18 protein-coding genes are annotated in these 24,004 nt (G+C 46.6%); 12 read left to right on the top strand and 6 right to left on the bottom strand.

What is annotated here, in order from left to right; genetic code table 11:
- Positions 1-123: 123 nt before the first annotated feature.
- The 5 genes from L0665_RS10845 (at position 124) to L0665_RS03765 (ending at position 5,848) form a co-directional block, all read left to right on the top strand.
- On the top strand, positions 124-435 hold the full coding sequence (locus L0665_RS10845; RefSeq protein ID WP_420847044.1) for a nucleotidyltransferase family protein: 312 nt from the start codon (positions 124-126) through the stop codon (positions 433-435).
- A 261-nt stretch (positions 436-696) separates the two neighbouring features.
- Positions 697-1,386 carry a DUF4956 domain-containing protein gene (locus tag L0665_RS03780; protein ID WP_274924375.1) on the top strand — a complete coding sequence of 230 codons (690 nt, stop codon included), beginning with the start codon at positions 697-699 and terminating at the stop codon, positions 1,384-1,386.
- Complete coding sequence (locus L0665_RS03775; RefSeq protein ID WP_274924374.1) at positions 1,386-4,058, top strand: CotH kinase family protein; 2,673 nt, start codon at positions 1,386-1,388, stop codon at positions 4,056-4,058. Before L0665_RS03780 ends, L0665_RS03775 begins: the two co-directional genes overlap by 1 nt.
- 21 nt (positions 4,059-4,079) lie before the next feature.
- Entirely contained in the window at positions 4,080-5,156 is a 1,077-nt protein-coding gene (locus tag L0665_RS03770; RefSeq protein WP_274924373.1) for a metallophosphoesterase family protein, read from the top strand.
- On the top strand, positions 5,153-5,848 hold the full coding sequence (locus tag L0665_RS03765; protein ID WP_274924372.1) for a VTC domain-containing protein: 696 nt from the start codon (positions 5,153-5,155) through the stop codon (positions 5,846-5,848). The genes L0665_RS03770 and L0665_RS03765 overlap by 4 nt, the downstream gene beginning before the upstream one ends.
- A 79-nt stretch (positions 5,849-5,927) precedes the next feature.
- Here the strand turns inward: L0665_RS03765 and L0665_RS03760 are convergent, their stop codons facing one another.
- The 6 genes from L0665_RS03760 to L0665_RS03735 all read right to left on the bottom strand — a co-directional run bounded on the left by L0665_RS03760 (position 5,928) and on the right by L0665_RS03735 (position 15,465).
- Entirely contained in the window at positions 5,928-9,398 is a 3,471-nt protein-coding gene (locus L0665_RS03760; protein ID WP_274924371.1) for a PAS domain S-box protein, read from the bottom strand.
- A gap of 325 nt (positions 9,399-9,723) precedes the next feature.
- Positions 9,724-10,617: a putative beta-lysine N-acetyltransferase gene (gene ablB, locus L0665_RS03755; RefSeq protein WP_274924370.1), complete on the bottom strand. Its 894-nt coding sequence runs from the start codon at positions 10,615-10,617 to the stop codon at positions 9,724-9,726.
- Positions 10,586-11,899, bottom strand: a complete 1,314-nt coding sequence (gene kamA, locus L0665_RS03750) for a lysine 2,3-aminomutase (protein WP_274924369.1) — start codon at positions 11,897-11,899, stop codon at positions 10,586-10,588. The genes ablB and kamA overlap by 32 nt, the downstream gene beginning before the upstream one ends.
- 709 nt (positions 11,900-12,608) lie before the next feature.
- On the bottom strand, positions 12,609-13,121 hold the full coding sequence (locus L0665_RS03745; protein WP_274924368.1) for a putative immunity protein: 513 nt from the start codon (positions 13,119-13,121) through the stop codon (positions 12,609-12,611).
- Between the two features lie 449 nt (positions 13,122-13,570).
- Positions 13,571-14,794, bottom strand: coding sequence for an MFS transporter (locus L0665_RS03740; RefSeq protein ID WP_274924367.1), 1,224 nt, complete (start codon positions 14,792-14,794; stop codon positions 13,571-13,573).
- A gap of 167 nt (positions 14,795-14,961) precedes the next feature.
- A complete protein-coding gene (locus tag L0665_RS03735; RefSeq protein ID WP_274924366.1) occupies positions 14,962-15,465 on the bottom strand; it encodes a MarR family winged helix-turn-helix transcriptional regulator in 504 nt (167 codons plus the stop codon).
- On the opposite strand from L0665_RS03735, the gene L0665_RS03730 reads away from it, so the two are divergent.
- From L0665_RS03730 to L0665_RS03700, 7 genes are all read left to right on the top strand, one after another.
- Positions 15,464-15,634 carry a hypothetical protein gene (locus L0665_RS03730; protein WP_274924365.1) on the top strand — a complete coding sequence of 57 codons (171 nt, stop codon included), beginning with the start codon at positions 15,464-15,466 and terminating at the stop codon, positions 15,632-15,634. The genes L0665_RS03735 and L0665_RS03730 overlap by 2 nt on opposite strands.
- Before the next feature lie 267 nt (positions 15,635-15,901).
- Complete coding sequence (locus tag L0665_RS03725; RefSeq protein ID WP_274924364.1) at positions 15,902-16,708, top strand: PP2C family protein-serine/threonine phosphatase; 807 nt, start codon at positions 15,902-15,904, stop codon at positions 16,706-16,708.
- The gene (locus L0665_RS03720) at positions 16,709-17,566 is read left to right on the top strand and encodes an FHA domain-containing protein (protein WP_274924363.1); all 858 of its coding nucleotides are present in this window, start codon (positions 16,709-16,711) and stop codon (positions 17,564-17,566) included. It begins immediately after the preceding gene.
- A gap of 18 nt (positions 17,567-17,584) precedes the next feature.
- Positions 17,585-19,954 (top strand): protein kinase domain-containing protein, encoded by a 2,370-nt coding sequence (locus L0665_RS03715; protein ID WP_274924362.1) that lies wholly within the window; start codon positions 17,585-17,587, stop codon positions 19,952-19,954.
- A gap of 98 nt (positions 19,955-20,052) precedes the next feature.
- Entirely contained in the window at positions 20,053-21,312 is a 1,260-nt protein-coding gene (locus L0665_RS03710) for a COG1361 S-layer family protein (protein ID WP_274924361.1), read from the top strand.
- A gap of 13 nt (positions 21,313-21,325) precedes the next feature.
- Positions 21,326-22,000 carry an ABC transporter ATP-binding protein gene (locus L0665_RS03705; RefSeq protein WP_274924360.1) on the top strand — a complete coding sequence of 225 codons (675 nt, stop codon included), beginning with the start codon at positions 21,326-21,328 and terminating at the stop codon, positions 21,998-22,000.
- Complete coding sequence (locus tag L0665_RS03700) at positions 21,997-23,214, top strand: ABC transporter permease (RefSeq protein WP_274924359.1); 1,218 nt, start codon at positions 21,997-21,999, stop codon at positions 23,212-23,214. The genes L0665_RS03705 and L0665_RS03700 overlap by 4 nt, the downstream gene beginning before the upstream one ends.
- Positions 23,215-24,004: the final 790 nt, after the last annotated feature.

The following is a 24,004-nucleotide window of genomic DNA, read 5'->3' as shown; positions in this document are numbered from 1 at the left end:
TATTTTATTATATTCGGATTGCCAAAGGAAGAGATTAAGGAATTATCATGTGTGGTCATATCCTCCGGAATCTCTGACACCATGGACATACGAAAAAAGGTACGCGAAGATTTCGCATAATGCCTGGAAAAATACTTTGCTGTCCTTATTTTTGGCTCGTATGCTCGCGGAGAGGAAAAACAGTATTCTGATATTGATGTCTGTATTGTGCGAAAAGAATACTGGGATTCCGGGACGCTCCTCTATGATGAAATCTATCAGGCACTGGAAAAGCAGGTGCCAATGTGTTATTCGCTCTTTGGAAGACGCCTCACAAAGTTCTGCAATCGGGGACTGATTAGAATGTTCTGGCCTCATATCCGGGGAAATACCCGGCTGATCCTGATGCACTATAACACAGAGATAATTATATATATATTTAATTGTCCTGTCTGAACGGTTAAGATGCCGATTTTTCCAACCAGGCACCGAAAGGGCGACACCAAATAACCCCTTCTCCTTCGTTTTGCTCCCTGAACCAGCCAGGTATGACATCCTTCATAAACGTTCGCCATTCCTTCATCTGTATGATACACTGCAGCATTGTCTCCACAGAGATCACACGTGCCCAAAGAAACAGTGGACTGCCGAAATGTCTGTGTACAATATTATTAAATACTAGGGGTGATATGCCCTATATAATTATTTAGGTGAAATATGGATCCAGCAATACTTTCATTTGATGAATTCTTAGCAACGCAAAGTTACCATCTCCCTGTAGGTGATTTTTTAATCAACCTGATAATTGCCGGATTGTTGGCATTTCTTCTGTCATATACCTATGTCCACTATGGGACAGCTCTTTCAAACCGGAAGATGTTTGCACGAAACTTCGTTTTGATGGCAATGACAACGATGTTTATAATAACAGTTGTCAAATCCTCTCTGGCCTTATCCCTGGGTCTTGTTGGTGCACTCTCTATTGTCCGGTTTCGAACCGCCATTAAAGAACCAGAAGAACTGGCATATCTCTTTTTAACAATTGCAATAGGGCTTGGTCTTGGTGCTGATCAACGGGTAATCACAACAATTGCAATTCTTGTCATAATTGGCCTGATAATTATCCGGAAAAAATATATTCATACACCAAAGTATGATCAAAATCTTCATCTGACAATAGCCAGTTACAGTCCTGATAAAATTGCATTGGGTCAAATTGTTTCTGTACTTGATAAGCATTGTTCAACGGTTAATTTAAAACGGTTTGATGAATCAGGTGAAGTTCTTGAGGCAACATTTTTTGTGAAATTTAATAGTTTCAATGATGTTGAAAACACAAAAAATGAATTGAATTCCTTATCAAAATCGGTAAAAATTACCTTCCTTGATTCACAGGGGACATACTGATGAAAATAAAGGGTAATGATAATTCACCCTCAAAATATGATTATAAGACCTTTATTCTCAATTTTTTGAGAAGTGAGAAAGTAATTATATGTGTATTATTTATGGTATTGAATGTGGGCGTTCTGTTCGGACTATTCTTTGGAGAATTTTGTGGACCAATCGACAATGTGTCACCAACGGTAAAAAAATTTGCACAAAATACTCTATACTCTGTAGGAATAAATCAGATGCAATTAGTGGGAATTATTCAGGAAAATTATAAGATTCCTTTAAATTATTATGATGGACAAACATCAAATCCAGAAACGTTATTCATCGATATAAAAAACAATGATTTTCAGAAACTGGCCTATAAAAGAGAAGTAGCCCTTGAGAATGGAATTTTAGTTTCATCTGATGATGACTACGTACCAGCAACAATCAATACCGGAAACACATCAGTTGATGTGAAACTACGCCTGAAAGGTGATTGGACAGACCATTTAAAAGGAGATAAATGGTCATTCCGGGTAAAAGTCAAAGGTGATAATACCCTCTTTGGAATGAAGGCATTCTCATTACAGGACCCGGTAACACGTAATTATCTGTACGAATGGATATTCCAACAGGCTATTGAAAAAGAAGACATCATATCACCACGTTATTCTTTTGTTGATGTAACAATTAATGGAAAGGAGAATGGGATTTATGCTCTAGAAGAATTTTTTGACAAAAGGCTCATTGAAAATAATGAGTTAAGAGAAGGACCGATAGTACGGTTTAATGAGGATTTAGTATGGGAAGGCAGAATTGAGGAAAACCCATTGCCAGAAGAATCATATTATGCCAGTGATATTGATTCATTTCAAACAACTGATATTATTGATGATCCAGTAAATTATGCAAACTATATTAAAGCAAAAGATCTGTTGGAATCCTTCCGGAGAGGAAATCTTACAACAAGTGCAGTGTTTGATACTGAAAAACTTGCGAAATATTTTGCATTATCAGATATTTTTGGAGGACAACATGGACACTGCTTCCATAATTACAGATTTTACTATAATCCAATAACATCAAAACTTGAGCCAATTGGTTTTGATAGCAATTCTGGTAACCAAATTGTTGATATCCTGGGGGTTATGGAGGTCGAATTATATAGGTATACTTATTTTTTTAAGGATCCAATATTTTATGCAGAATATGTGAAACAACTTGAAACATATTCAGATGAAACGTATTTAATTACATTCTTTGATGAAATTGACGGAGAACTGCAGAGTTCTCTTAATATAATCTATAAAGACAATCCATTATATCATTTCTCAAATTTACCATATTATAGCAATCAGATATTTATCAATAAAAAATTAAATCCAATCAAAGGCCTGAATGCCTACTATAACAATAATGACAACAATTCGCAGAATAATACTCTCATTCTGAAAGTTGGCAATATTCAGACCATGCCAATAGAGATCATTGATCTGAAGTACGGTGATTCAACAATCTTCACCCCGAAGAATGCAACAATCTTCTGGGGCAAAATTACAAATGAACCTGTTCAGTATGAAAATGTTGAATTTATTCTTCCAGCCGATTTTATGTGGAATGATGAATTTATCTCAGAAGTCAGCCTAAACTACCGGTTGCTTGGCCACAGCCGTGTAAGAAATGAATCAGTGTTCCCATGGCCATATTTGTCAGAGGATTTTCCGTCAAACGATCTCATGCGACAGACTCCAAATTATGATGACTGTGAATTTCTCTCAATAGATGAGAAAACAAAGACTATTGTTGTACAACCAGGCACTTGGGAAATCAATCACAATGTCATTATCCCTGAAGATTATTCAGTCATATGTTATGGAGACATTCCAACGAAACTGGATCTTAGGAATGGTGCAATCATCCTTTCGTATTCTCCAATCCAGTTTATTGGAAGTGAGGATTATCCCATTTTCATCACCTCATCAGATTCTTCCGGGCAGGGAATTGTAGTACTGGACACAGACGAACGTTCGCGACTGGAATATGTCCGTTTCAGCAATTTGTCTGCTCCGTCACAGGATGGATGGCAATTGAGTGGCTCAGTTACCTTCTATAATTCAGATGTCGATATTGAAAATTGTGTATTTTCAGATAACAAATATGGAGACGACATGGTAGACCTTGTGCGGTCTGAATACTCAGTCAAAAATTCACTATTTCAGAATATATATTCGGATGCAATTGATGACGACTTTGGAAAAGGAAATATTTCCCAGACTTCGTTTGTCGGTTGTGGAAATGATGCACTTGATTTTTCGGGATCATATACTGATATAAATAATTGTTATATGAAAGAAACCGGTGATAAAGCAGTGAGTGGAGGGGAGGGAAGCCATATTTCTGTCAATGATATTGTTATTGAAGATTGCAATGTCGGGATTGCAAGTAAGGATCAATCGGTTATAACAATTGAAAATCTTCAGATATCATCTTGTGTTATTGGATTTACCGCCTACCAGAAAAAATCTGAATTTGGTCCCAGTGAGATTTTTGCATCAAATGTGGAAATGACGGATGTAACAATACCCTCACTCATTGAAATTGATTCACAATTAACGTTGAACGGGGATCTGATTTCAGGAACGGAAAAAGATGTGTATGCCAATTACTACGACGGTGAGGCAACTATTGAAACATATTAAGAATATTATGGTGTGAAATATATGCAAAAAACACTCAAAATATTGATTATATTACTAATGATCCCAGTGATATTTCAACCATGCATGGGATTCGGAGATTTAAACATTACCTCCCCAATAAATGGCAAAATACTTGAATTTGATGAAAAAACAAATGGGTATTCATTTTTGGTCATAGGTCATGCCTATGGTGCACCATATTCGCCCTCTGTTTATCCTTCTTCTTCTCTTTTAGCAAAAATTGATTTAATTAATCAGAATAATGCATCGTTTATAGTATTGACTGGAGATAATTTTCGGAACGCGGATAATACAAATATTGAAAATTTTATTGGTTCATTTTCCTCAAAAATAAACATCCCAATATTTAATTCAGCAGGAAATCATGATTTAACAAATCGGTCATTGTATGAAAAATATTTTGGGATAACGTATTACCGTTTTTGCTATGGTTCAGATTATTACATAATTTTAGATAGTGAAAAAAATCATGGTGAAATCATTGGTGATCAACTTGAATTTTTGAGAAATTCTTTAAATGAGATTTCAGGATCAGATAATGTTAACAATGTATTTATTTTTTCCCACAAATTGATATGGACAGTTAAAAATCCAGAATTTCAAATAGTATATAATAATTTGAATTCTCAAGGGGGTTATGCAAATAGTGACAATTTCATTTCTTGTTTAAAGCCAGAATTGGTAAATATATCAGAAAATAAGCAAATATATTTGATTTCAGGAGATATCGGAAGAAAACAGAGTTATCCTATTTTTTATCACAAAGATGACAATATCACATACATTGCAACCGGATTGGGAGACACAATAAACGACGCAATACTAAAATTTACGGTATTACAGGATGGCAAAGTAAATGTTCAACCAATTTCATTAACAGGCAATGACCTTTCAAATATTGATACCTTTGGAATAGAATTCTGGGAGAATCACTTTCTCGACATTTCCAATACTGAAACAATTTCAGCAAGAATTCTTAGGATAATTAACAATCTATATTTCAAATTGGGAATATTGTTCACAATTTGTATTCTCGGAGTATTTTTTATTTTTATTTGGAGGTATCGAAAATTATGATACAAAATCTTCTTCAGATTTCTGATTTTAGATACGAACGGAAATCATTTATCAGTTCACTAAGCAGGCATGAAATAGAGGCTTTCGTGAAGAGTCATCCAGCGATGTTTATTGAGGCGTATTCACCAAGATATGTGAATAACATCTATTTAGATACACCCAATATGGACCATTATTTTGCAAATGTTGATGGTATCAGTAATCGCCTGAAAGTGAGAATTCGATGGTATGGCAATTTATTCGGTCTTGTGGAAAAGCCAGTAATGGAGTTGAAAATTAAGAAAGGAATGTTGGGGGGAAAACGAAATTATCCACTCCCATCTTTTACCCTAAATCAGGAATTATCCCGTACAGATATGAGGGAATCACTGGAGGGCGCTTCACTACCCGAGAATCTGAATGAATATGTAAAATCATTGAATTTTGCTCTTCTCAATCGATATTACCGGAAATATCTTGTTTCTGCAGATACAAAATTCCGCATTACTCTTGACAATAATCTGGAATATTACTGTATACATCCTAATAATAATTATTTTTCCAATAAAATGGTTGATACTGAAAATATGGTATTTGAATTGAAATACAATGAGAAAGAAGACAATGCTGCTGAAAATATTATGAACCAATTTCCTCTAAGAATCACGAAAAATTCAAAATATGTTTCCGGGATTGATGAGATGGCATTTTGAAAATAATACTCCATAATAACCCAATTTGGCCATTACAGTAATAATTACCCATAAATAGTCTTATATTTCTGATTTTTCGTCACTCCCCAAACCGGAACAATCCCTTTGGAATATGAATCACAAATCGTGCACCTTTCCCTTCCTCACCCGTTTCCTGTATCGAGAGACCGGTAATGGAGAGAATTTCCCTTGAAAGGAACAGACCCAGGCCCGTATGCTTATAATATTCCCGTCTGAAGATTTTCTCCTTTACGTCATCCGGAATGCCCGCTCCGTCATCTTCACAGATGAGATCCATCTGGTCATCTGACCGGGCAAACGAGAAGGTAATTGTTGTAATCGTATCCCCGTGCTTTACCGCATTATCAAGCAGATTGTAAATGACCTTGGCAAACAGAGGATCAGCATATATCTCCAGATTGCCGACGTTATTTGCCAACAAAATCTTTTGGAATGAGAGATTACGATAATTCTCATCGATTATTCTGCCCACGTGATACCATTCGGGAGCCTGCTCTCCCAGATCCTGGTAATCCCTGGTAAAGAGAATTTGTCGTTCAATTGTCTCAATGGCACCCGACACAATTTTTGCGTATTTCTCTTCCCCGCTTCCCGGTGGGAAAAACCCATCCATCTCCAGAATTTCCATGTATCCCTCTGCAACCGTCACCTGGTTCAGGATGTCATGGCGGGTAATACTGCCGAGGAGATTGAGTTTTTTATTGACTTCCTTTAAAGCAGTTTCAGCCTTCTTCCGTTCCGTGATATTCCGTGATACATTGGCAAGGTGCATTGGTTCGCCTGTTTCAGGATCTTTGATGATAAAGGTCATCGCATGAACATCAACCTCTTCACCTGTTTTGCCATTCAGGTACTGGAGGTCTCCTTCCCATGACCCCTTCTTTCTTAGTCCGGCAAAAATATGGGAGTGGAGTATTTCGTTCTGGGAATCGGAAAGAAAATCCATGATTTTATAATTTGAAATATCATCTTTATCAATTCCAATCATTCTTGCCCCGGCTTCGTTTATGAAAGAAATCGCTCCGTCATAATCTGCGAGGGCAATGAACTCTCCTGAATGCTGTACGATTGATGCCAGTTTTCGGATCTCTTTTTCTGCATTCTTTGTCTTGGTGATATCAATGCCCATTCCAAGGATATAGGGAATATTGTCGATTATCTTCCTGCGTGCGGAAAAGAGGATCGGAATCGTTCTGCCGTCTTTGGTAACAATAGCCGCTTCGATATCGGTATACCCTTCTGAAAAAGCCTTTTTGAGAGCATTGGCAATTGTGTCCTTATAGCGTTTATCAATGAACTCCAGAGGTATCATTTCTGAAATTTCATCCCCGGAATATCCTGTCAGGGTTTCAAGATTTTTATTCCAGCGGACAAACCGGCCGGTTGAATCAAACATGTAAAACATCCCGGGCAGACTGTCCAGAATATATTCAACATTGGCTTTTTCCCTAGCGAGGGCTTCTTCGGCCTCTTTTCTGTCGGTGATGTCCTGAAGGGATATGAGAATTCTGCCCAGAGAGTGTTCATATCCGGGAGCAACAACCATCCTGATAATGACAGATATTTCCTTACCTGAAAATGTATTATGGCTGCTTTCATCTTTATACTGAAGTCCTCCGTGTGCGAGGATTATCAGCTCTTCCCGAAAGGTTTTCAGGGATTTTGGGGTGAAAATATTTGGAAGGCTACTGATCATATCTTCTTTATTTTTTGCCTCCAGCAAATCCAGTGTTGCCTCATTTACATCCAGTATTTTGAGCATACCTGCAAAACGGGTCACCTCTTCCGGGTGTTCTTCAAAATATCTGCGGAAATCGGTGATGCCGGATTCTTTCAGCTGTTCAAACGATTCTGACCCCAGAGAAAAATCCTCCTCAAAAAGAGCAATAGGGGATGATTCAAACAGTTGCTGGTATCGTGACCGACTTATATGAAGGGCTTCTTCAGCTTGTTTACGGGTGGTGATATCGATAATGATGCCCTGATAGTGGGTGATATCTCCGTTTTTGTTACGGCGTGTGTGGATGAAATTTTCAATCCAGTATTCCTTGTTATCTTTGCCGGATATCCTGTACGTCTGGATGAATTCATCTACATTATGGGAACTGCTATATGCTAATTCAGCAGTTACCCTTTCCCGGTCATCCGGGTGAATAATTGAGCCGAAAATAACCCTGCCGGAAAGAAAGTCCTCACGGGTATATCCAAATTGTGAGATATTTGTACTGACCTTCAGAACGGGCCAGGTTTCCTCTGCTTTCCAGAGGAATACAATTGCCGGGCTTATGTTGATGATATCTACCAGTTCTTCCTGTTCATGGAGAAGGTCAATAATACGCTGCTGTGCCTTTTTTCTCTCTGTGATGTCCCTTCCGATTACCTGTATCCCTCTGAATGTGTTGTTTACGATGACTGGAGCTCCCGATATCTCAATTAACGCAAAAGTGCCATCTTTTCTTTTCAGATGAATTTCCAGTTCCAGTTTATCTCCTGTTTTCTGTCTCTTTAACCCTTCTTCAATCAATTGAGATTCTTCAGGATACACAAATTCCTGATGCCCTTTTCCTAACAGATCGTCCGGAACATATCCCAGAATTCTCGTAACTGAGGGAGAGATATAGGTAATTAATCCCTCAGTATCCGTTGAAAATATAATATCAGAGCTTCGTTCTGCAATTCCCCTGAATTTCTCTTCGCTCTCTCTGAGAGCGTTTTCCACATTTTTCAGGGATGTTATATTTGTTATTGACTCAATTGCGCCGGTTATATTCCCCGCACGGTCATGTATCAGGGATACGTTCGCCCTGACATAGTATTTCTGTCCGTTAATTTCTATAAGGGTGGATTCAATGGAGATGGTAGTGTCTGTTCTTTGCAAAACCCTGTATCCAAGCGTATTGAGTTCTTCGTCAGTAATTTCTAAAAAATTGATAAGTGTGGGCTTGCGCTGACCGTAAAAGGGTATTGAATATTCATAATCTCCTTTGCCAAGGATATCTGCTGCATTTACACCGGTTAAATCTTCGATTGCCTTATTCCAGGCGATTACTCTGCCTTCGGTGTCTATTGCAAACGTGGGATCCGGTATATGTGCGATAATCCCTGATGACTGAATTTTATCGGTCCTGAATGTCTCTTTTCGTCTCTTTTTATCAAGAACCGATCTAACCTTATTCTGTATCTGTTCAGTCAGATATGGCCGGTCTGAAGCAGGCAGAACCGTACATTCAAATCCCCTGAATACGGTATCAAGGACATTCTGTTCATCATCTTTTCCAACGATGACAATCAGAGGGGCGTCATTCTTTTTTTCGTCGATTGCTTCAATCAGTTCCGTACCGGATAATTCTCTGGTGGTGTATTGGCTGATAACAAGGTCATACGTATTTTTTTCAAGGAACGTGAGTGCATTTTTTCCTGACTGTACAGTATCAATATGGCAGTCAGGGTTCAGTTCCCTGATTCTCTCCGCAATTATTTTTGCTGTTTGCTTCTCGCTGATTATAAGGACAGTGAGAGGGGAATCCATAGTAACAGTCTGAGTCGTTGGGAAGATTAAATAATTACCTGTCTCTCTGCCATACCGGGAACAGGAAAGTGGTGCAGGGATGAACAGCAGTTTCATCTGAATGGGGGAGCTGTGTACAAAATGAGGTGCAATAATGCACTGTAACATAAGATAAGACCATTTAACCGCTTCCTGAGAAAGGTGGAATCCGGGTGTTTTTCTCCCCGGCATATCCAGTTCTAATCATTTCCATCCGGGTTTTGAGAGCGTTTGTTCAGTGAGAGGAATGTATGTGCTCAGAGGATGACGGGCGTCCGATCACCTTTTTCCCCTGTACATCGTCTCCTCAGATATTCTGGTGAAGGGCCGTTTCTTTCCCGCCGAGAGATTTGTACCACACATTCATGCTCTCGAAGGCTCCGCAGATATTTGTATTATTAACCAGTGTTCCGCCGAACCGGTATCCGGCACGGGCAAAGGTGATATTGATTGGATAGAAGGCCGCCCGTGCGATGGTAAACACGGTCACTATCCCGGAGCGTCGCATCCTCCCCTCCATTGCTGCCAGAAGGGCCGGGCAGAGCCCCATTCCCCGGTATGCAGAGTCTGTTGCAAAGTCGGTCATCTCCGCATTCCTGCCGGATACATCCACCTCCGCTGACGAGGCTGCCACCACCCGGTTGCCTGACCGGGCGACAAAATACCGGATACCTTCGTCCATCGTCTCCCGGAGATATGCAGGGTCGTGGATGGGGAACGGATAGGTCTCAAAGACGTTCCCATACAGCTCCGCCAATGCGTCCACATCCTTCCTGTCTGCTTCATCAATCACAAAATTGGATGCTGCAATGCTGTTCCCGCAGGGTTCCGTCCGTGACTTCGCAGACCTGAGCACCTCTGCGGTGAGAGGCGCTGCATCACCGGGGTCTGCCCGTGAGGGTTCGGGGTATCGTGCAAGAAACCAGCCATCCTCCATCCCGCCGAACATCCCCGGAACATGGGCTTCAACCTGGTATCCGGCAGCACAAAACCGTTCTTTGGCAGATGCGGGGACTTTGGCAAAGAGTTTTGAGTAGGTGTACTGCTCTGCCAGTTCCTCGATGGCCGGGATGATAGTGTCAGTATCTTCAGAACCAAGTTTCATCAGGTAGACACGGTCATTGCAGGGACCGTGCTGAACAACTGAAGAGCCAAGATGGGTGACGGTATCACTCGTCATTGCGCCGGTCAACCCGTTCATTATCCTGAGGAATCAGCATATAGGTGTCATAGTAGTCGGAGAGCAGCCGTTCGATGCCGACCCCTTTCGACTCGTTGGCGTCATCCAGTTTCAGCTGCAGTGTGCACGCCTCACAGTTTCGGTCGCAGTAGACCTGTTTATAGTTGTCCGGTTCACGATAGGTGGAGATGACCCCTTCGTAGTTTCGCAGCACCACCTTGTTCGTTGACCATGAGATGATGTAATTGGGCATCACCGGAATCTTACCGCCTCCGCCAGGGGCGTCGATGACATAGGTAGGTACTGCAAACCCGCTCGTATGTCCGATGAGACTCTCGATAATCTCGATACCTTTTCCAACAGGGGTGCGGAAGTGAGCAAGCCCTTCTGACAGGTCACACTGGTAGAGATAGTAGGGGCGGACCCTTTCCTGAACGAGCTTCTGCACGAGGCGCTTCATAATCCGGGGGCAGTCATTGACACCGGCTAAAAGCACTGTCTGGTTGCCAAGGGGGATACCCGCATCGGCGAGTTTTCTGAGTGCCTCTCGTGATGAAGCGGTTATTTCCCGCGGGTGATTGAAGTGCGTATTGAGGTAGAGGGGGTGGTGTTTTTTGAGCATCCCGACAAGCTCGTTGGTGATGCGATAGGGAAGGACCACCGGGACACGGCTTCCTATCCGGATGATCTCGACATGAGGAATGGCCTGCAGCTCAGTAAGAATCCAGTCAAGATACGCATCGGGCAGCATGAGAGGGTCGCCTCCTGAGAGCAGAACGTCCCGGATGGCAGGAGTTCTGGCAATATAGTCAAGGCCCTCGCGGATGGCAGCCTTGTCCGGGATGGAGTCGATATCTCCGACTTTTCGTTTCCGGGTGCAGTGGCGGCAGTACATCGCACATACATTACTGACCAGGAACAGCACCCGGTCAGGATACCGGTGGGTGATGCAGGCAGCGGGGCTGTCCGTATCTTCTGCAAGGGGATCAGACATGTCACATTCTTCGATGATGAGTTCGGACTCAGAAGGGAAGGCCTGCATGAAGATGGGATCGTTTTCATAATCGTCTGCTTCGATGAGGGAGAGGTAGTACGGTGTGATGCAGAAGGGGAATTTTGCAATGGTCTCCTCAATCTTTGCCCGTTTTTCCGGGGAAAACTGGATGTCAAGCAGACGTTCAACGGTAGCGATGTCTTTTATGGCGTGACGGGTCTGCCATTGCCAGTTTTTCCATTGAAGACGCTGTGATGTGGGATCAATTTTTGCAGCCATCTGCTGCTGATTGGATGAATAGATTGTCATACGATCAAAAACCAGGGGGGGCGAAATAGTCATGCGGTTAATAATCCGGATGGAGTGAAACATGCCAGAGATGAGAAATCCGGATGGAACGAAATAATCCTGAGATGATAAATCAAGAGGAATTTGCTCTGCCATGTATCTCTCTTGTTCACCCTTTATATGTGTTGGGGGAAAATCGGGATATTTGGGTTTAAATCCTTTAAATAGCTTCAAATGTGGCTTATTTTGATTTGTGTCGTCGGTTGGCGTATAGAAGGGTGTGGTGTCGAAATATTCGATATTCATCCGTTTTTTGGCAAACCGTTCCATTTTGGGGCCTAATTAGGTGGTGCCTTTCTAATACAGTAATGTTATGTGCAGGGAACGGGCATCGGGTATGGAGACGTCCTTCAAACCCTGTTACACGAACAGATATGCTGCAGAATTTCGCCCGATAAGCCTAATATCCGGGTTTTTTTCTGATATTTTATTCTTCCGGAGGTTGTATGCCGGGGAGGGGCGCACACATACAGTATGTACACGAGGGGGCAAAAAAAACTGCATTACGCCTCTACGCCTCTGGAGAACATATCTGAATGGACAAAAAAAACAGTGCGGTGAAAATCAGGAGCAGGGATGACCGAAATGTTCACCCTCCCGTCTTTTGGGTTCGGTGGTATCCACTCTGATCAGGGGATGATATTTCTCTGTCACACATCGTCTCTCCCCTTCATTTATGTTCATCACTTTCTGGTGCAGCACGTTTAGATGTCTCACGGCTGTTTAAGAGCTCGCGTAAATGCTGGTATTGCCAGTCCCGTTCACGGGCTACGGCGGCATCGGCCTCAGAGGGGCTTTCGGCCCGGTAAATCGCCTGTAAAGCATACGTTGCAGCAGCAAGAGAATGAGTGGGGACATGTGCCGTTGCTACTGCCTGACCCGCGGCACGGGCAGCAGAACGGGCCGCATTATCCTTACCCACCTCGCGGGCAGCCGCATGAGCATCAAGCGACGCTTTGCGTATATCTTCCATGCTGAAAATCCCTGTATTGATCCAATTCCGGAGCGTATCGAGAGCCTTTCCGGGCCGGTTATCGAGTGGAAATTGTATCTCAAAGTATGGTATCACGCGTTCAACACAGTCAATGGCCCAGATGGCTAATGTCTGATGATCCGTTTCCCTCACAAGCTCTGCCATCGGTTCATCCTTGTGGGCACGTGAAAATGGGGATTCTTCTTTCATATTCTCATTCCTTTACCGGGAATTTTTCCTTGTTCTGAATTTTATCACCTGCTCAAACCGATTCGCACCTGCTTTGTGCCCGTGAGTCTGTGACCGTAAGAAAGGGGGCTTATTGATCTATTTATCATTTGTTCTGATTTAAATATTCAGTGTCATATCTCATATCTCTGAGGAGGGTTATGTTCCTGGTGACAATGATAAAAATTGATGCAACAGGGTGGAGAGAGGCAGTATCCCTGTTTTTTTCTGATTCGTTCAGGCTTCATCATCAGTGATGCACCAGCCCTCACCTGACATATGCACCCGAACTTAATTCACCTGCTGAAAAACTGGCTCAATTCAGGAGAACTGCAAAAATCCTGTTTGAAATCTGAAAAAATACCCCTGACCAGAAAAAAAGAATATTTCGTCCGTATCAACGGACGTCAAAACCACCGTAGCCTCCCGGCTTAGGAATCCACGGGGTTTTTTCCAGATTTGGCCAGAACCTTTGGGCCGATTGCAAAAAATGCAAAGACCGCGGCAAGTACAATGCTGTAGAGTCCGCTATAGACAAACAATGCCCCGTATGATCCGCCAAAATCAATCAGTGGCTGTGCCACGAAACCTGACATAAACTGGCCCAGATAGAGAAACATCGAAAACAGGCCAAATGCTGTGCCGTAGCGGTGTACCGGGGATAAATCGCCGAGCCAGCCTATAAGCATTGTAATAATAAATCCCATGCCTATGCCGGTCAGAATCAGGCCACCAATTAAAAATGCCAGATCCGGCATTGTGCCGATGATAAGAGCTCCAATCGCCATGAGAGAAAAACCGAGTGCAAGAATTATTTGTCTGCTAAACCGGGCGTTGAACCGGCTGCAGGAAAGAGCGCTGAATCCCTGCGAAAAACCGGCAATTCCCAGAAGAACCCCGCTGATAATGGTCGACGTAATGCCTGACGCCTGCAGGAGATACGGGAGTTTTGTTGGTATCATGTAGAATATGAGCATCACGCTGAAGGTTGCAAGGTAAATAAGAGCGATATGTCCCCAGTGAATGGATGATACGGATGCATTTTCGAATTCTGTGCCCGTCTTCTGGGAACTCCTCTCAATCTGTTCCGGTTCTTTCATGGTCCAGAGAATGCCTGGTATGAAGAGCAGGGCGATGAGGTAAATGTAAAATGCCGCTCTCCAGTCAATAGAGGCGAGATACCCTCCGGAGGTTTCAAGCACAATTGCTCCGATGCCCATCCCCGCCGTCTGATAGCCAATCACCTTTGCCCGTTCCGGGCCTGTGTAATAGGCTGCTATCAGTGCGTTTGTGGTTGTCATGATGCCTGCTATCGCAACACCCAGCATGGCCCTGCCGACAAGGATCATCTCCAGCGAACTGAGATATACACCGGATGATCCAAAGAGTGCAAAGAAGGCGAGAGATATCATGAGGGGCTTCACCTTTCCCACCCGGTCGCAGATAATGCCGATGCACCATCCGGTCAGAACAATTGCGAGTGGCGGGAGGGTGATTATCATCGCGATAACACTTTCGGGGTATGTGGAGAAGGTGGCGCTTATCCCCGGAAGGGAGGGTGCAACTGCTGCCCCTCCCATCATGGTCATCATAGAGGAAAGAAGGAGAAATAAGATTCTTCCCCGATTTTTACCTGCAGTATCTCCGTTTTTCATGTGCTGAGCAAAAGTATTCATTGTTGGTTCTGTTTACTCCGTGTTATCTGGTGGTTTCCCGGATATTCTGTCCCTCAGATACTCATACGCTGATGGGGAAGGAACTGATTATTTTCATATGTGAAATTGCTGATGTGGCAGGGAAGAGTGTCGTACCACAGCTCTCCTTACCGGTGTTCTGTGCCAAATTCACTCCCGTTGTCCGCGTCTCCACGGGCAATGTCGCGGCTTTGCACAGCCATTTTTTGAAAAATTGCATGGAGATTGCGGCGTTCCTCTTCAGAGAGGCCGGAGAGAACTCTCTTGTCCCAATCCCGGTCGGTGGCAAAGACCCGCGGAACAGCAGCCTCCCCACGGGCGGTCAGAAAGAGACGCAGCTTCCGCCGGTTGTCCGGGTCGGGAGTGCGGGTGATAAGACCGTGTTCCTCCATCCGCCTGGCAGCCCGGGCGACCGTTCCTTTGTCGATGATATAATAGGCTGCAAGGTCGTCCTGCGTGATACCCGGTTCACGGGAAATTCGCATGAAAAAGGGAATCTGTCCCGTTTTCAGGCCGGGTGCTATCGCCTGTCCATCCATGTGGATGCTGTACATGCGGTGGACGATTGAGATGAGTCCTGCGAGCGGAATGTCATCAGGGATGGTGTAATGTGGGGGGGCGTTCTGAGGCATGAAATGGTATAATTATGTTGGGAGTGGTATGGCATTATTTGTTGCATTTGCAACCGTTGGCAGTGCAATAATTGTGGGCGGTGTTTCTCTCCGGTTCGTTCTGTCATATGAGAATAAATTGGGTGTTCTGTGGTCAAATACTCCGGAATCCCTGACATCAGGGACATAATAATATGGGTATGCGAAGATTTCGCATAATGCCTGTCCCTCCGGTCACAACGAGGGCAGGTGTCCAATGCCAGTGGACAATACTGTCCATTACGAATGGACAAATCCATCCAGTAGTAACAGAGATCAGGTATTTTTCCGGTATAAGAGAATACATCTGAGGAAAAAGAGCCCCTCCTGTCCCTCAGGTGAACACGAATGAAGAGTATAGCACCCCCACCAAATCCGGCCACTGTAGAACCACTACCATTTCCCACATTTATTACTGGTGAAGACCATACTTCTTTCAATACGAGTCGGAGAGATGAGATCAGACACAGGAACCCGTGAACAATTTGAATATCATGCCATCTCCGTTGCCGGTGTACGACCGGTCAATGAGGACGCATGGTGCATTGCCCCGGTGGATGGGGGGCTGGCCTGTGCCGTTGCTGATGGAATAGGTGGTCATGAAGCAGGGGACGTAGCATCAGCCCTTGCCATCCGCATATTCAGGGAAACGATACAGGAGGCAGGCCTCACCGCAGGCGATCCCGAAACGGCAGCAGCAATCCTGAAACAGGCTCACACTCTCGCCCACGAAGCCATCCGGGAACAGGCAACCGGAAACCGCTCGGGGATGGGGACGACGTTCGTCTCCGCCTGCTTCGGGAACGGGATGGTCAGCCTGTGTAATACGGGAGATTCCCGCTGCACGCTCATACGTGCAGGAACTGTCTGTTCCCTCACAAAGGACCACTCATTCGTGCAGAGTCTGGTTGACCGTGAGGTTATCACGCAGGAAGAGGCCCTCACCCATCCGATGAAACATATCATCACCCACTCACTGGGGGCAGACTTTGCTGCCGACTGCACCTCCCACCGACTCCTGGCCGGTGACACACTGGTGCTCTCATCAGACGGCCTGCATGACTATGTCACACAGGAGACAATGTGTATGGCAGGAGAAGCGCTGACTGCAGAAGAATCGGCATCCTTCCTTATGGAAGCGGCTGCTAAAACATCGAACGATAATATCACCCTCATTGTTGTCAGGGTGCACGGCAAAACAATACCCCAGGAAGAATGTGATTAAATGAATGATCCAGACGATTATGCCAATGCAAAGACGGTGATGATGACCGAGGATATGGACTACTATGAGGACCTCTCAAAATACCTCAATGTGCTCTCAAACCCCGTACGACTTCACATCCTCAAGATAATTGAAAACACCCCGAAAGATGCCAGCGAGATCGCCGCCGGGATTGGCACTTCTTATGTGAATACCAAGAAACATCTCGAAAAGATGCTCACCGCAGGCATCATCACCAAAGAGGCAGGGTTCGGGCGGGCCACTTCCCGCGGGTCACTTCCGGTCTGGAAATATTCCACCCGCCCCGGCGGTATCGAGGAGATTATCCGTAACCTCGGGTTATTCTCGAACTTAGACATCGATATTAAGGGAAGCGAGCTGGCAGGAAAGGTTGAAGAAGCCCGGCGGATGGTCTCCCGTGAATATGCAGGAGAATCGCCCGTTATCTTTGTTCTCGGCGGGCCAGCGGACGGGCAGACTATCCCTCTCCTGGAAGATGTGACACGCATCGGCCGGGAGGAGAAACGCCTTGGCCCGCTCATGGAAGGGGAGGAAGTCACCGCAGTTCAGTATGCCCCTCCGGGAACACTCACCGGGGATGCTGCCATTGTTGTCCACCGGGATTTTGACCTCGTCACCCGCATATCCCGGCCACACGCGGAAATTCTCCGGAAGGAAGGGGGCTGGTTTCTCACCGACCGGGGGAGCACCGGGGGTACCTATCTGAATGACAACCAGTGCGAAGCGAACACTGAGGTGCGGCTGATGGCAGGCGATATTATCGATCTTGCCCGTGGCCCCCGTGGAGTCCGGTTCCTTTTCATTGTCGCAGAAGTGCAGGATGCAGCAGATAAATAAGAGAAGAGACGGGTGCCTATGAACAACAGACGTGACGATTGGAACAGAGAAAACCAGACCACCAGAAGCAGCCGCTCTGTACACGTAATCTTCGTCACCATTCTGCTCGTTGCAGGATTGTTCTGCATGACGGCGAGTGCTGCCACTCTCTCCGTCGGCGGGGATGGGTACCCCACTATTTCAGAAGCGCTTGCCATGGTCATGCCGGGAGACACCGTTCTTGTTGAGAGCGGCACCTATTATGAATCCCTCACCATCAGTGTTCCGGTGACCGTCACCGGTGTGGATACCGGCGGTGGATTACCGGTCATCGTGGCAGCAGATGCTGATACAGCCATTCTCATGGAGTCAGGGGGGATTACCCTCGAAGAAGTGGTAATTTCCGGGTCAGTCCCCTGCGGCATCTTCGTGCGTGGGGACAATACGGTGATAACAGGAACCACCATTGCCACCACCTATCCCGGAATGAGCATCGGCATCTGCATCTATGATGCAGACCGGACCCTCGTTACCGGCAACACTATTGAGGGTCAGCGTATCGGAATTCAGGTCCGTGAATCGGATGGAACCGCGGTTTATTTCAATGAAATTGACTGCGTTACCGGTGCTGTTTCGTCTTCCCCGGAGACTTCATGGACATCGCCGGTGACCACCTACGAATATGAGGGAACCTCATTTGAGGGGCAGGTGGGTAACAGCTGGAGCGGGTATGAAGGGACCGATGCCAGCGGCAATGGAATCGGAGACGAACCGTTTCTTATCCAGTCGCCTTCCCCGGATCAGCTCCGGGCATGGGATGAAGAAAACGGGCGTGTTTCCATCGATCGCAAACCATTTGACATGATGGGAGAACTCACCGGTGTCGTCATTGTGGAGGATGCGGCCCCCCTGACTGCAGGCATTGATGCATATACCGTAACTGTTACCCCGGAAATGCAGGATGATGCACCGGGACAGGGTCTGCGGCCTGATGGGACGGCCGGGCCCTTTTCCTTCCCCCGGGAACAGGAAGATTTCCTCTGGCCGCTATTTGCCTTTCTGGTGTCCCTCGCTGTTGCAGGTCTGCTCACGGTTGCTGACCGGCGTGCCCGGCATGCGAGTGTCCTGAACCGGAGCGGGCATACCATGTCCGTCCTGATTGTCGGGTACACCATCCTTGTGGTTCTGTGCAGTTCGGCGATGTTTCTCTCAGGTTTCCAGTCCATTATGGTTCTGGGGACGATGCCGGGCATCAGTCCGGTCATGGTCGGGCTGGCATTTCTCTCGGTGGCAGGAGTCATTCTTGCTTCATCCACCGCAACGGAACAGTCTCCCCGGTATCTCCTCGGTGCCTACCTCATCGTGGCAGGTATTGCAGCGGTCATTTCAGCTGCCCTGCTCCTGGCGGGTCTGGGGAATCCGGGTGTTCCTGGCGGTTTTTTACCCCTCGTGCTCTGTCCTGCCGCCGTCCTTCTCGGGCTCTATCACCGCTCCTGTTTCATCACCCCTCATGTGTCGGGGGACACAGACGAGCGGACCCGTATTGCTCACGTTGGTGATGATCCCTTCGATGAGACCCATATCATGGACACACAGCTGCGTGATGTCTACTTCCCCGCCACCCTTTCAGACCGCTACCGCGATGTGTCGTTCATTGGAAAAGGCGGGATCGCACGGGTCTTCCGTGCAGTGAGACGGGAAGACGGGGCGGTTGTGGCAGTCAAGGTTCCTATCAGCTTTGATGAGACAACGGGCCGCATCTTCTTAAAAGAGATGAAACTCTGGGAAGGGCTTTCCCACCCGAACATCGTCCGCATCTGCTCGGTCAATATCCTGCCGGTGCCCTTTGTTGAGATGGAGTATGTATCCCGTTCGCTTGCCGGCGTAACTCCTCCCCTCCCACCTGCAGAAGCAGCGGGGATTATCAACGATATTGTCCGTGGCCTCATATATGCCCACGAACACGACATCATCCATCGTGACATCAAGCCGCACAACATCCTCCTCACTGAGGACAATACCGCCAAAATAACCGACTGGGGTCTTGGGAAAGTGATGGGCGACGGGCATGAGTCCTCTGTCGTGGGTTTCTCGATTCAGTATGCGGCCCCGGAACAGATTGCCCCCCGCCGCTTCGGGGATGCGGATACCCGAACAGACATCTATCAGACGGGAATTGTTTTCTATGAACTCCTGACCGGCCGCCGTCCGTTTGATGATGGCGGGCTGGTGGAGATGACAGATGCTATTCTCGGGGAGGCACCCACCCTTCCTTCATCCCGCGTCCCTGCCGCAGCACCGTGGGATGACATTGTGATGCGCTGCATTGCAAAAGAGAAGAAAGACAGATATCCCTCCGCTGAAGCGCTTGCAGAGGCGCTCTTCACGGTTTCGGATGATCATCTGTGAAACCTCACGGTTACATGCTTCTCCTCTCCCTATTTTCTTCATATATACCTGTTTGAGTGAGATTGTTCTGTTGTATACCAATACGGAGACATACAGATATGAATTACAAAATAGGTATTGCACTTCTGATTCTTGTGGCGTTCTGCGGCATTGCAGCCGCTGCTGATGATTCAGATGCTGCATCCCAGATATCCGTCACCGGGATTACCCAGTCGCCTGAGACACTGATGCCGGGCGATCAGGGATTTATCACGGTAACAATAACGAACTCCGGCGATGAAAGCGCCTCAATTGACCGTGCGAAGCTCTACACGAATGACCTCGTTGTCGTCAATGACAATGCCTACGAAGTCGTCGGTGACATCGGTGGGAAGAATTCCATGGAATTTTCCTTCATGGTGGAGGCAGGGCTCACTGAAGGAATCTTCTACCCGTCCTTCTACCTTGACTTTGGATCCGCAGGGTCGCTACGTACCTCCATCCCGGTGATTGTGGAGGACAGCACGCCGCAGGTATCACTCCTGAATGTTCCGGAGACATTTACCGAAGGTAAGACTGAGGATATCACCGTCCGTGTGGGCAACCCCCGTGATGGTGAATTGAGCGCTATCACGATTACGCCTGTCACTGACGGGATAAAGAGTGACCAGACGAGTTACTTTGTGGGCGACCTTGCGAAAGACAAATCCGCAGAAGTCCCCTTTGCCATTACCCCGGAAGAAGAGGGTGACCTGACCTTTGTCGTGGACTACCGAAACGGCGTCAATGAACACAGCACCACGGTTTCCATTCCCATGACCTTCGGGACAGACAAGACCAGTGCGGCTCTCGTGGTAAACGAGGTTGAGGTAAGTTCGTCCGGTGCAACGTACACCGTATCAGGTGATGTGACAAACGCCGGGCTTGAAGAGGCATACTCTGTTATGGTAACCGTGGGAGACCCGGGAACGCCTACCAGCCCAAACCCTGTTGCGGTCATAGGTGCTCTTGAACCGGACGACTTCTCCGGGTTTGAGGTAACCTATACCAGGCAGGGTTCAGGAGATGTGCCGGTTCTGGTCACCTACAAGGACGAGGACGGGAACATCTATGAAGAAGAGTTCTCCGTCACCAGCACCAGCACCAGCGTCAGTTCAGCAGATGGCGAGAGTGGCGCCCCTGCAGAACGGAGTAACGACGGTGGGCCGGGTGGCGACAGAAGTATGTTTGGCTCCATGGGCAGTGGCTTTGCACAGATTCCCGTGATTCCCATCATCCTTGGAATATTCATCATTGTAGGCGGTCTTGTTGCATGGAGAAAGGGATTCCTTGCACGGGCACGTGACAGCATCCGGGCCCGTCTGCACAAAGAGAAGTGAGAGGGACTATATAATGGACTCCACACCGGTTATTGCACTCGTTGATGTGCGCAAAATATACCCCCTCCTCTCCGGGGATGTCCATGCACTCGACGGCGTCTCTCTTCGAATAGAGAAAGGAGAGTTCGTTGCCATCATGGGCCCGTCCGGGTCAGGGAAATCGACCCTGATGAACCAGATTGGCTGCCTGGACGTCCCCACCTCTGGCACAGTCCGCATCGAAGGACAGGATATCGGCCTACTCAGTGACTTTGACCTGACGGCACTCCGGAGGGACTCGATTGGATACATATTTCAGAAATTCAACCTGATTCCCCTCCTGACGGCCTACGAGAATGTCGAGTACCCGCTGGTCCTCAAGGACCGGACGTATGACACATCCGGCCGGGTGCAGGCCCTCCTTGATTCGGTGGGCATCGACGCCGCACTGGCCGCACACCGTCCGGCGGAACTTTCCGGCGGTCAGCAGCAGCGGGTGGCGGTCGCACGGGCGCTCGTGAACGAACCGGCGATTCTCCTCTGTGACGAACCGACGGGGAACCTTGACTCGAAGACCAGCACCCAAATAATGGAGATGCTCGCCCGGCTCAACCGGGAGGGGCGGACCGTTATCATGGTGACCCACGATGAGTCGACAGCAAAGTACGCCGACCGCACCATCCGGATACAGGACGGGAGGATAGCATGAAAAAACCCGATATTATATTCCAGCTCTCGGTGCGCAGCGTTCGCCTGAACCTCCTGCGGTCAGTCTTAGCGGCCCTTGGAATTGTGATAGGCGTCGTTGCAATTGCATCCATCGGCATGATCTCGGCGAATATGACCCTCTCTGTCACTGAAGAGCTCTCGGCAACGGCAAATATCCTTGTGGTAACAGCTGACAGTGGCGGCGGTGGCGGCGAGCCTGGCCCAGGCAGCGGAGGAAGCAGTAGTGATGACGATGAAGATTACCTGACCAGTGATCAGTTCGACGATATACGAAAGGCCGCGGGTTCCTCGTTTGTCTATTATCTCTACTCGGAGAGCGATCGTATCGAGACGGGTGACAGCAGCGGCCACGCAACTATCTATGCGATGGAAGATGAGGCAATGACGGAGATCCTCACCCTTACGGAAGGGAGTTTCCCATCGACCACATCACAGGTTGTCATCGGGCCGGACTTAGTCGAACGCTACGGCATCGAAGTCGGGAGCAAGGTTTCGATTGGCGATGAGGACGATGACGAGGGTGAGACAACCGTCCGTGTGACAGGCATTCTCGAAGAACGTGGTATGTCGATGGACATCAACTCGGACAGTGCCATCATCACGACAGAGAAGTTCTTTACCGGCCGTTACGACGGGGAGGATGAGTATTCCCAGGTGAATGTGGTTGTCGATGACATTGATGAGATTGATACCGTCAAAGAGAGTATTGAAGATTCCCTGAATAAGAAGGAAAATGAAGTCAAGGTGGAGGATTCCAGCCGGATGCTTGACTCGATATCTTCGACACTGGGGACCATTACGAGCTTTGCCCTTGCGATTGCAGGCATCTCGCTTCTTGTGGCGGCCGTCTCCATCTTCAATGTGATGATGATGTCTGTGACAGAGCGTATCCGTGAGATAGGAATTCTCCGCAGTATCGGGACGCAGAAGAACGAAATCCTCAGGATGTTCGTCTATGAAGCGGCCATCATCGGCGTTGTCGGGGCGGGCATCGGGGCCATTCTGTCCCTTATCATTGGCTATGTGGTCGTCTTCGGGATGGTCGGCACGACCGAGTATTTCTTCGCATGGGACAGTATCATAAACGTCCCCGAAGGAATGATCATTGGTGCCGTTATCTGTGTCGTGTCAGGTGTCTACCCGGCATGGCGGGCATCGAAACTCGACCCGATTGATGCACTGAGAGCGGAATAGGTCTGTCTGCGATTCTCCTCTCTTTTTTTGGGAGGGATGCCCGCATGCAGGGGAACTGGTCTGTCGATGCCGGCACCGGATTCCTGCATGATGGCCTATTCGCTGAATAATAATTACCCCACCATTTTTGAAAGGCAAAGAGATTATTTTTAAGACCATACCTTCCCTCGCCCCTGTGTCAGCAATGAGCGGGGAAGCCCCCTTTCTACACTAATCCCATCAGTACATACTCATATTAGTATTATGTTTTGGAAGACAACCGGTTCCCTGGCCACACATCACAGAACCGGTCCTTTTTTATAGGTTTCCGGGTGGGATGGAATTGATTTCCATTCAAAATATTTTCTGCCTGCTCTTTTATCTGAAAATCCCTGTCCTGCACCCGTTCCACAGAGGCGTTTATTGTTTTAGAGCATGCTGTGTGCCTGTTTTTGTTTTTATTTCTGAATAACGGAGATATTAATGAAATATTGTTGTTTGAATGGATTATCCTGGCAGAATGGTGTTATAAAAGATAAAATGGTAATTTTGAAATAGTTACTGTTATGGGACATAAAAATATTATATATTTAATGATCCTGGGTCTGCCATTCAATAAGAGCCATTTATCTTAACAATTGCTTCATCAGAAAAAAAGTTCTCTCTTTTTTCTTTTGATTGCAGTTTTTATTATTTTTTCAGTGGTGTATGGCAGTTCCTGTCTCGGCCACCGCTGAATATGGTGTCTTCGATGGTGGGATTTCTTTTTGGTGATCATTTTTTGGAATCCTGTATTGGGTGAAAGAAGATG

The sequence above is a fragment of the Methanogenium marinum genome, assembly GCF_028912405.1.
In the GTDB taxonomy this organism is placed as follows: Archaea; Halobacteriota; Methanomicrobia; order Methanomicrobiales; family Methanomicrobiaceae; genus Methanogenium; species Methanogenium marinum.
Note: the sequence above shows the minus strand (reverse complement) of the source record. Positions and strands in the feature narration are given on the sequence as shown.

Coding starts and splice junctions, on each gene's coding strand:
- L0665_RS03780 (WP_274924375.1), top strand. CDS start 697: ATGGATCCAGCAATACTTTCATTTGATGAATTCTTAGCAACGCAAAGT.
- L0665_RS03775 (WP_274924374.1), top strand. CDS start 1,386: ATGAAAATAAAGGGTAATGATAATTCACCCTCAAAATATGATTATAAG.
- L0665_RS03770 (WP_274924373.1), top strand. CDS start 4,080: ATGCAAAAAACACTCAAAATATTGATTATATTACTAATGATCCCAGTG.
- L0665_RS03765 (WP_274924372.1), top strand. CDS start 5,153: ATGATACAAAATCTTCTTCAGATTTCTGATTTTAGATACGAACGGAAA.
- L0665_RS03760 (WP_274924371.1), bottom strand. CDS start 9,398: ATGGATTCCCCTCTCACTGTCCTTATAATCAGCGAGAAGCAAACAGCA.
- ablB (WP_274924370.1), bottom strand. CDS start 10,617: ATGAACGGGTTGACCGGCGCAATGACGAGTGATACCGTCACCCATCTT.
- kamA (WP_274924369.1), bottom strand. CDS start 11,899: ATGACAATCTATTCATCCAATCAGCAGCAGATGGCTGCAAAAATTGAT.
- L0665_RS03745 (WP_274924368.1), bottom strand. CDS start 13,121: ATGAAAGAAGAATCCCCATTTTCACGTGCCCACAAGGATGAACCGATG.
- L0665_RS03740 (WP_274924367.1), bottom strand. CDS start 14,794: ATGAAAAACGGAGATACTGCAGGTAAAAATCGGGGAAGAATCTTATTT.
- L0665_RS03730 (WP_274924365.1), top strand. CDS start 15,464: ATGAAATGGTATAATTATGTTGGGAGTGGTATGGCATTATTTGTTGCA.
- L0665_RS03735 (WP_274924366.1), bottom strand. CDS start 15,465: ATGCCTCAGAACGCCCCCCCACATTACACCATCCCTGATGACATTCCG.
- L0665_RS03720 (WP_274924363.1), top strand. CDS start 16,709: ATGAATGATCCAGACGATTATGCCAATGCAAAGACGGTGATGATGACC.
- L0665_RS03715 (WP_274924362.1), top strand. CDS start 17,585: ATGAACAACAGACGTGACGATTGGAACAGAGAAAACCAGACCACCAGA.
- L0665_RS03710 (WP_274924361.1), top strand. CDS start 20,053: ATGAATTACAAAATAGGTATTGCACTTCTGATTCTTGTGGCGTTCTGC.
- L0665_RS03705 (WP_274924360.1), top strand. CDS start 21,326: ATGGACTCCACACCGGTTATTGCACTCGTTGATGTGCGCAAAATATAC.
- L0665_RS03700 (WP_274924359.1), top strand. CDS start 21,997: ATGAAAAAACCCGATATTATATTCCAGCTCTCGGTGCGCAGCGTTCGC.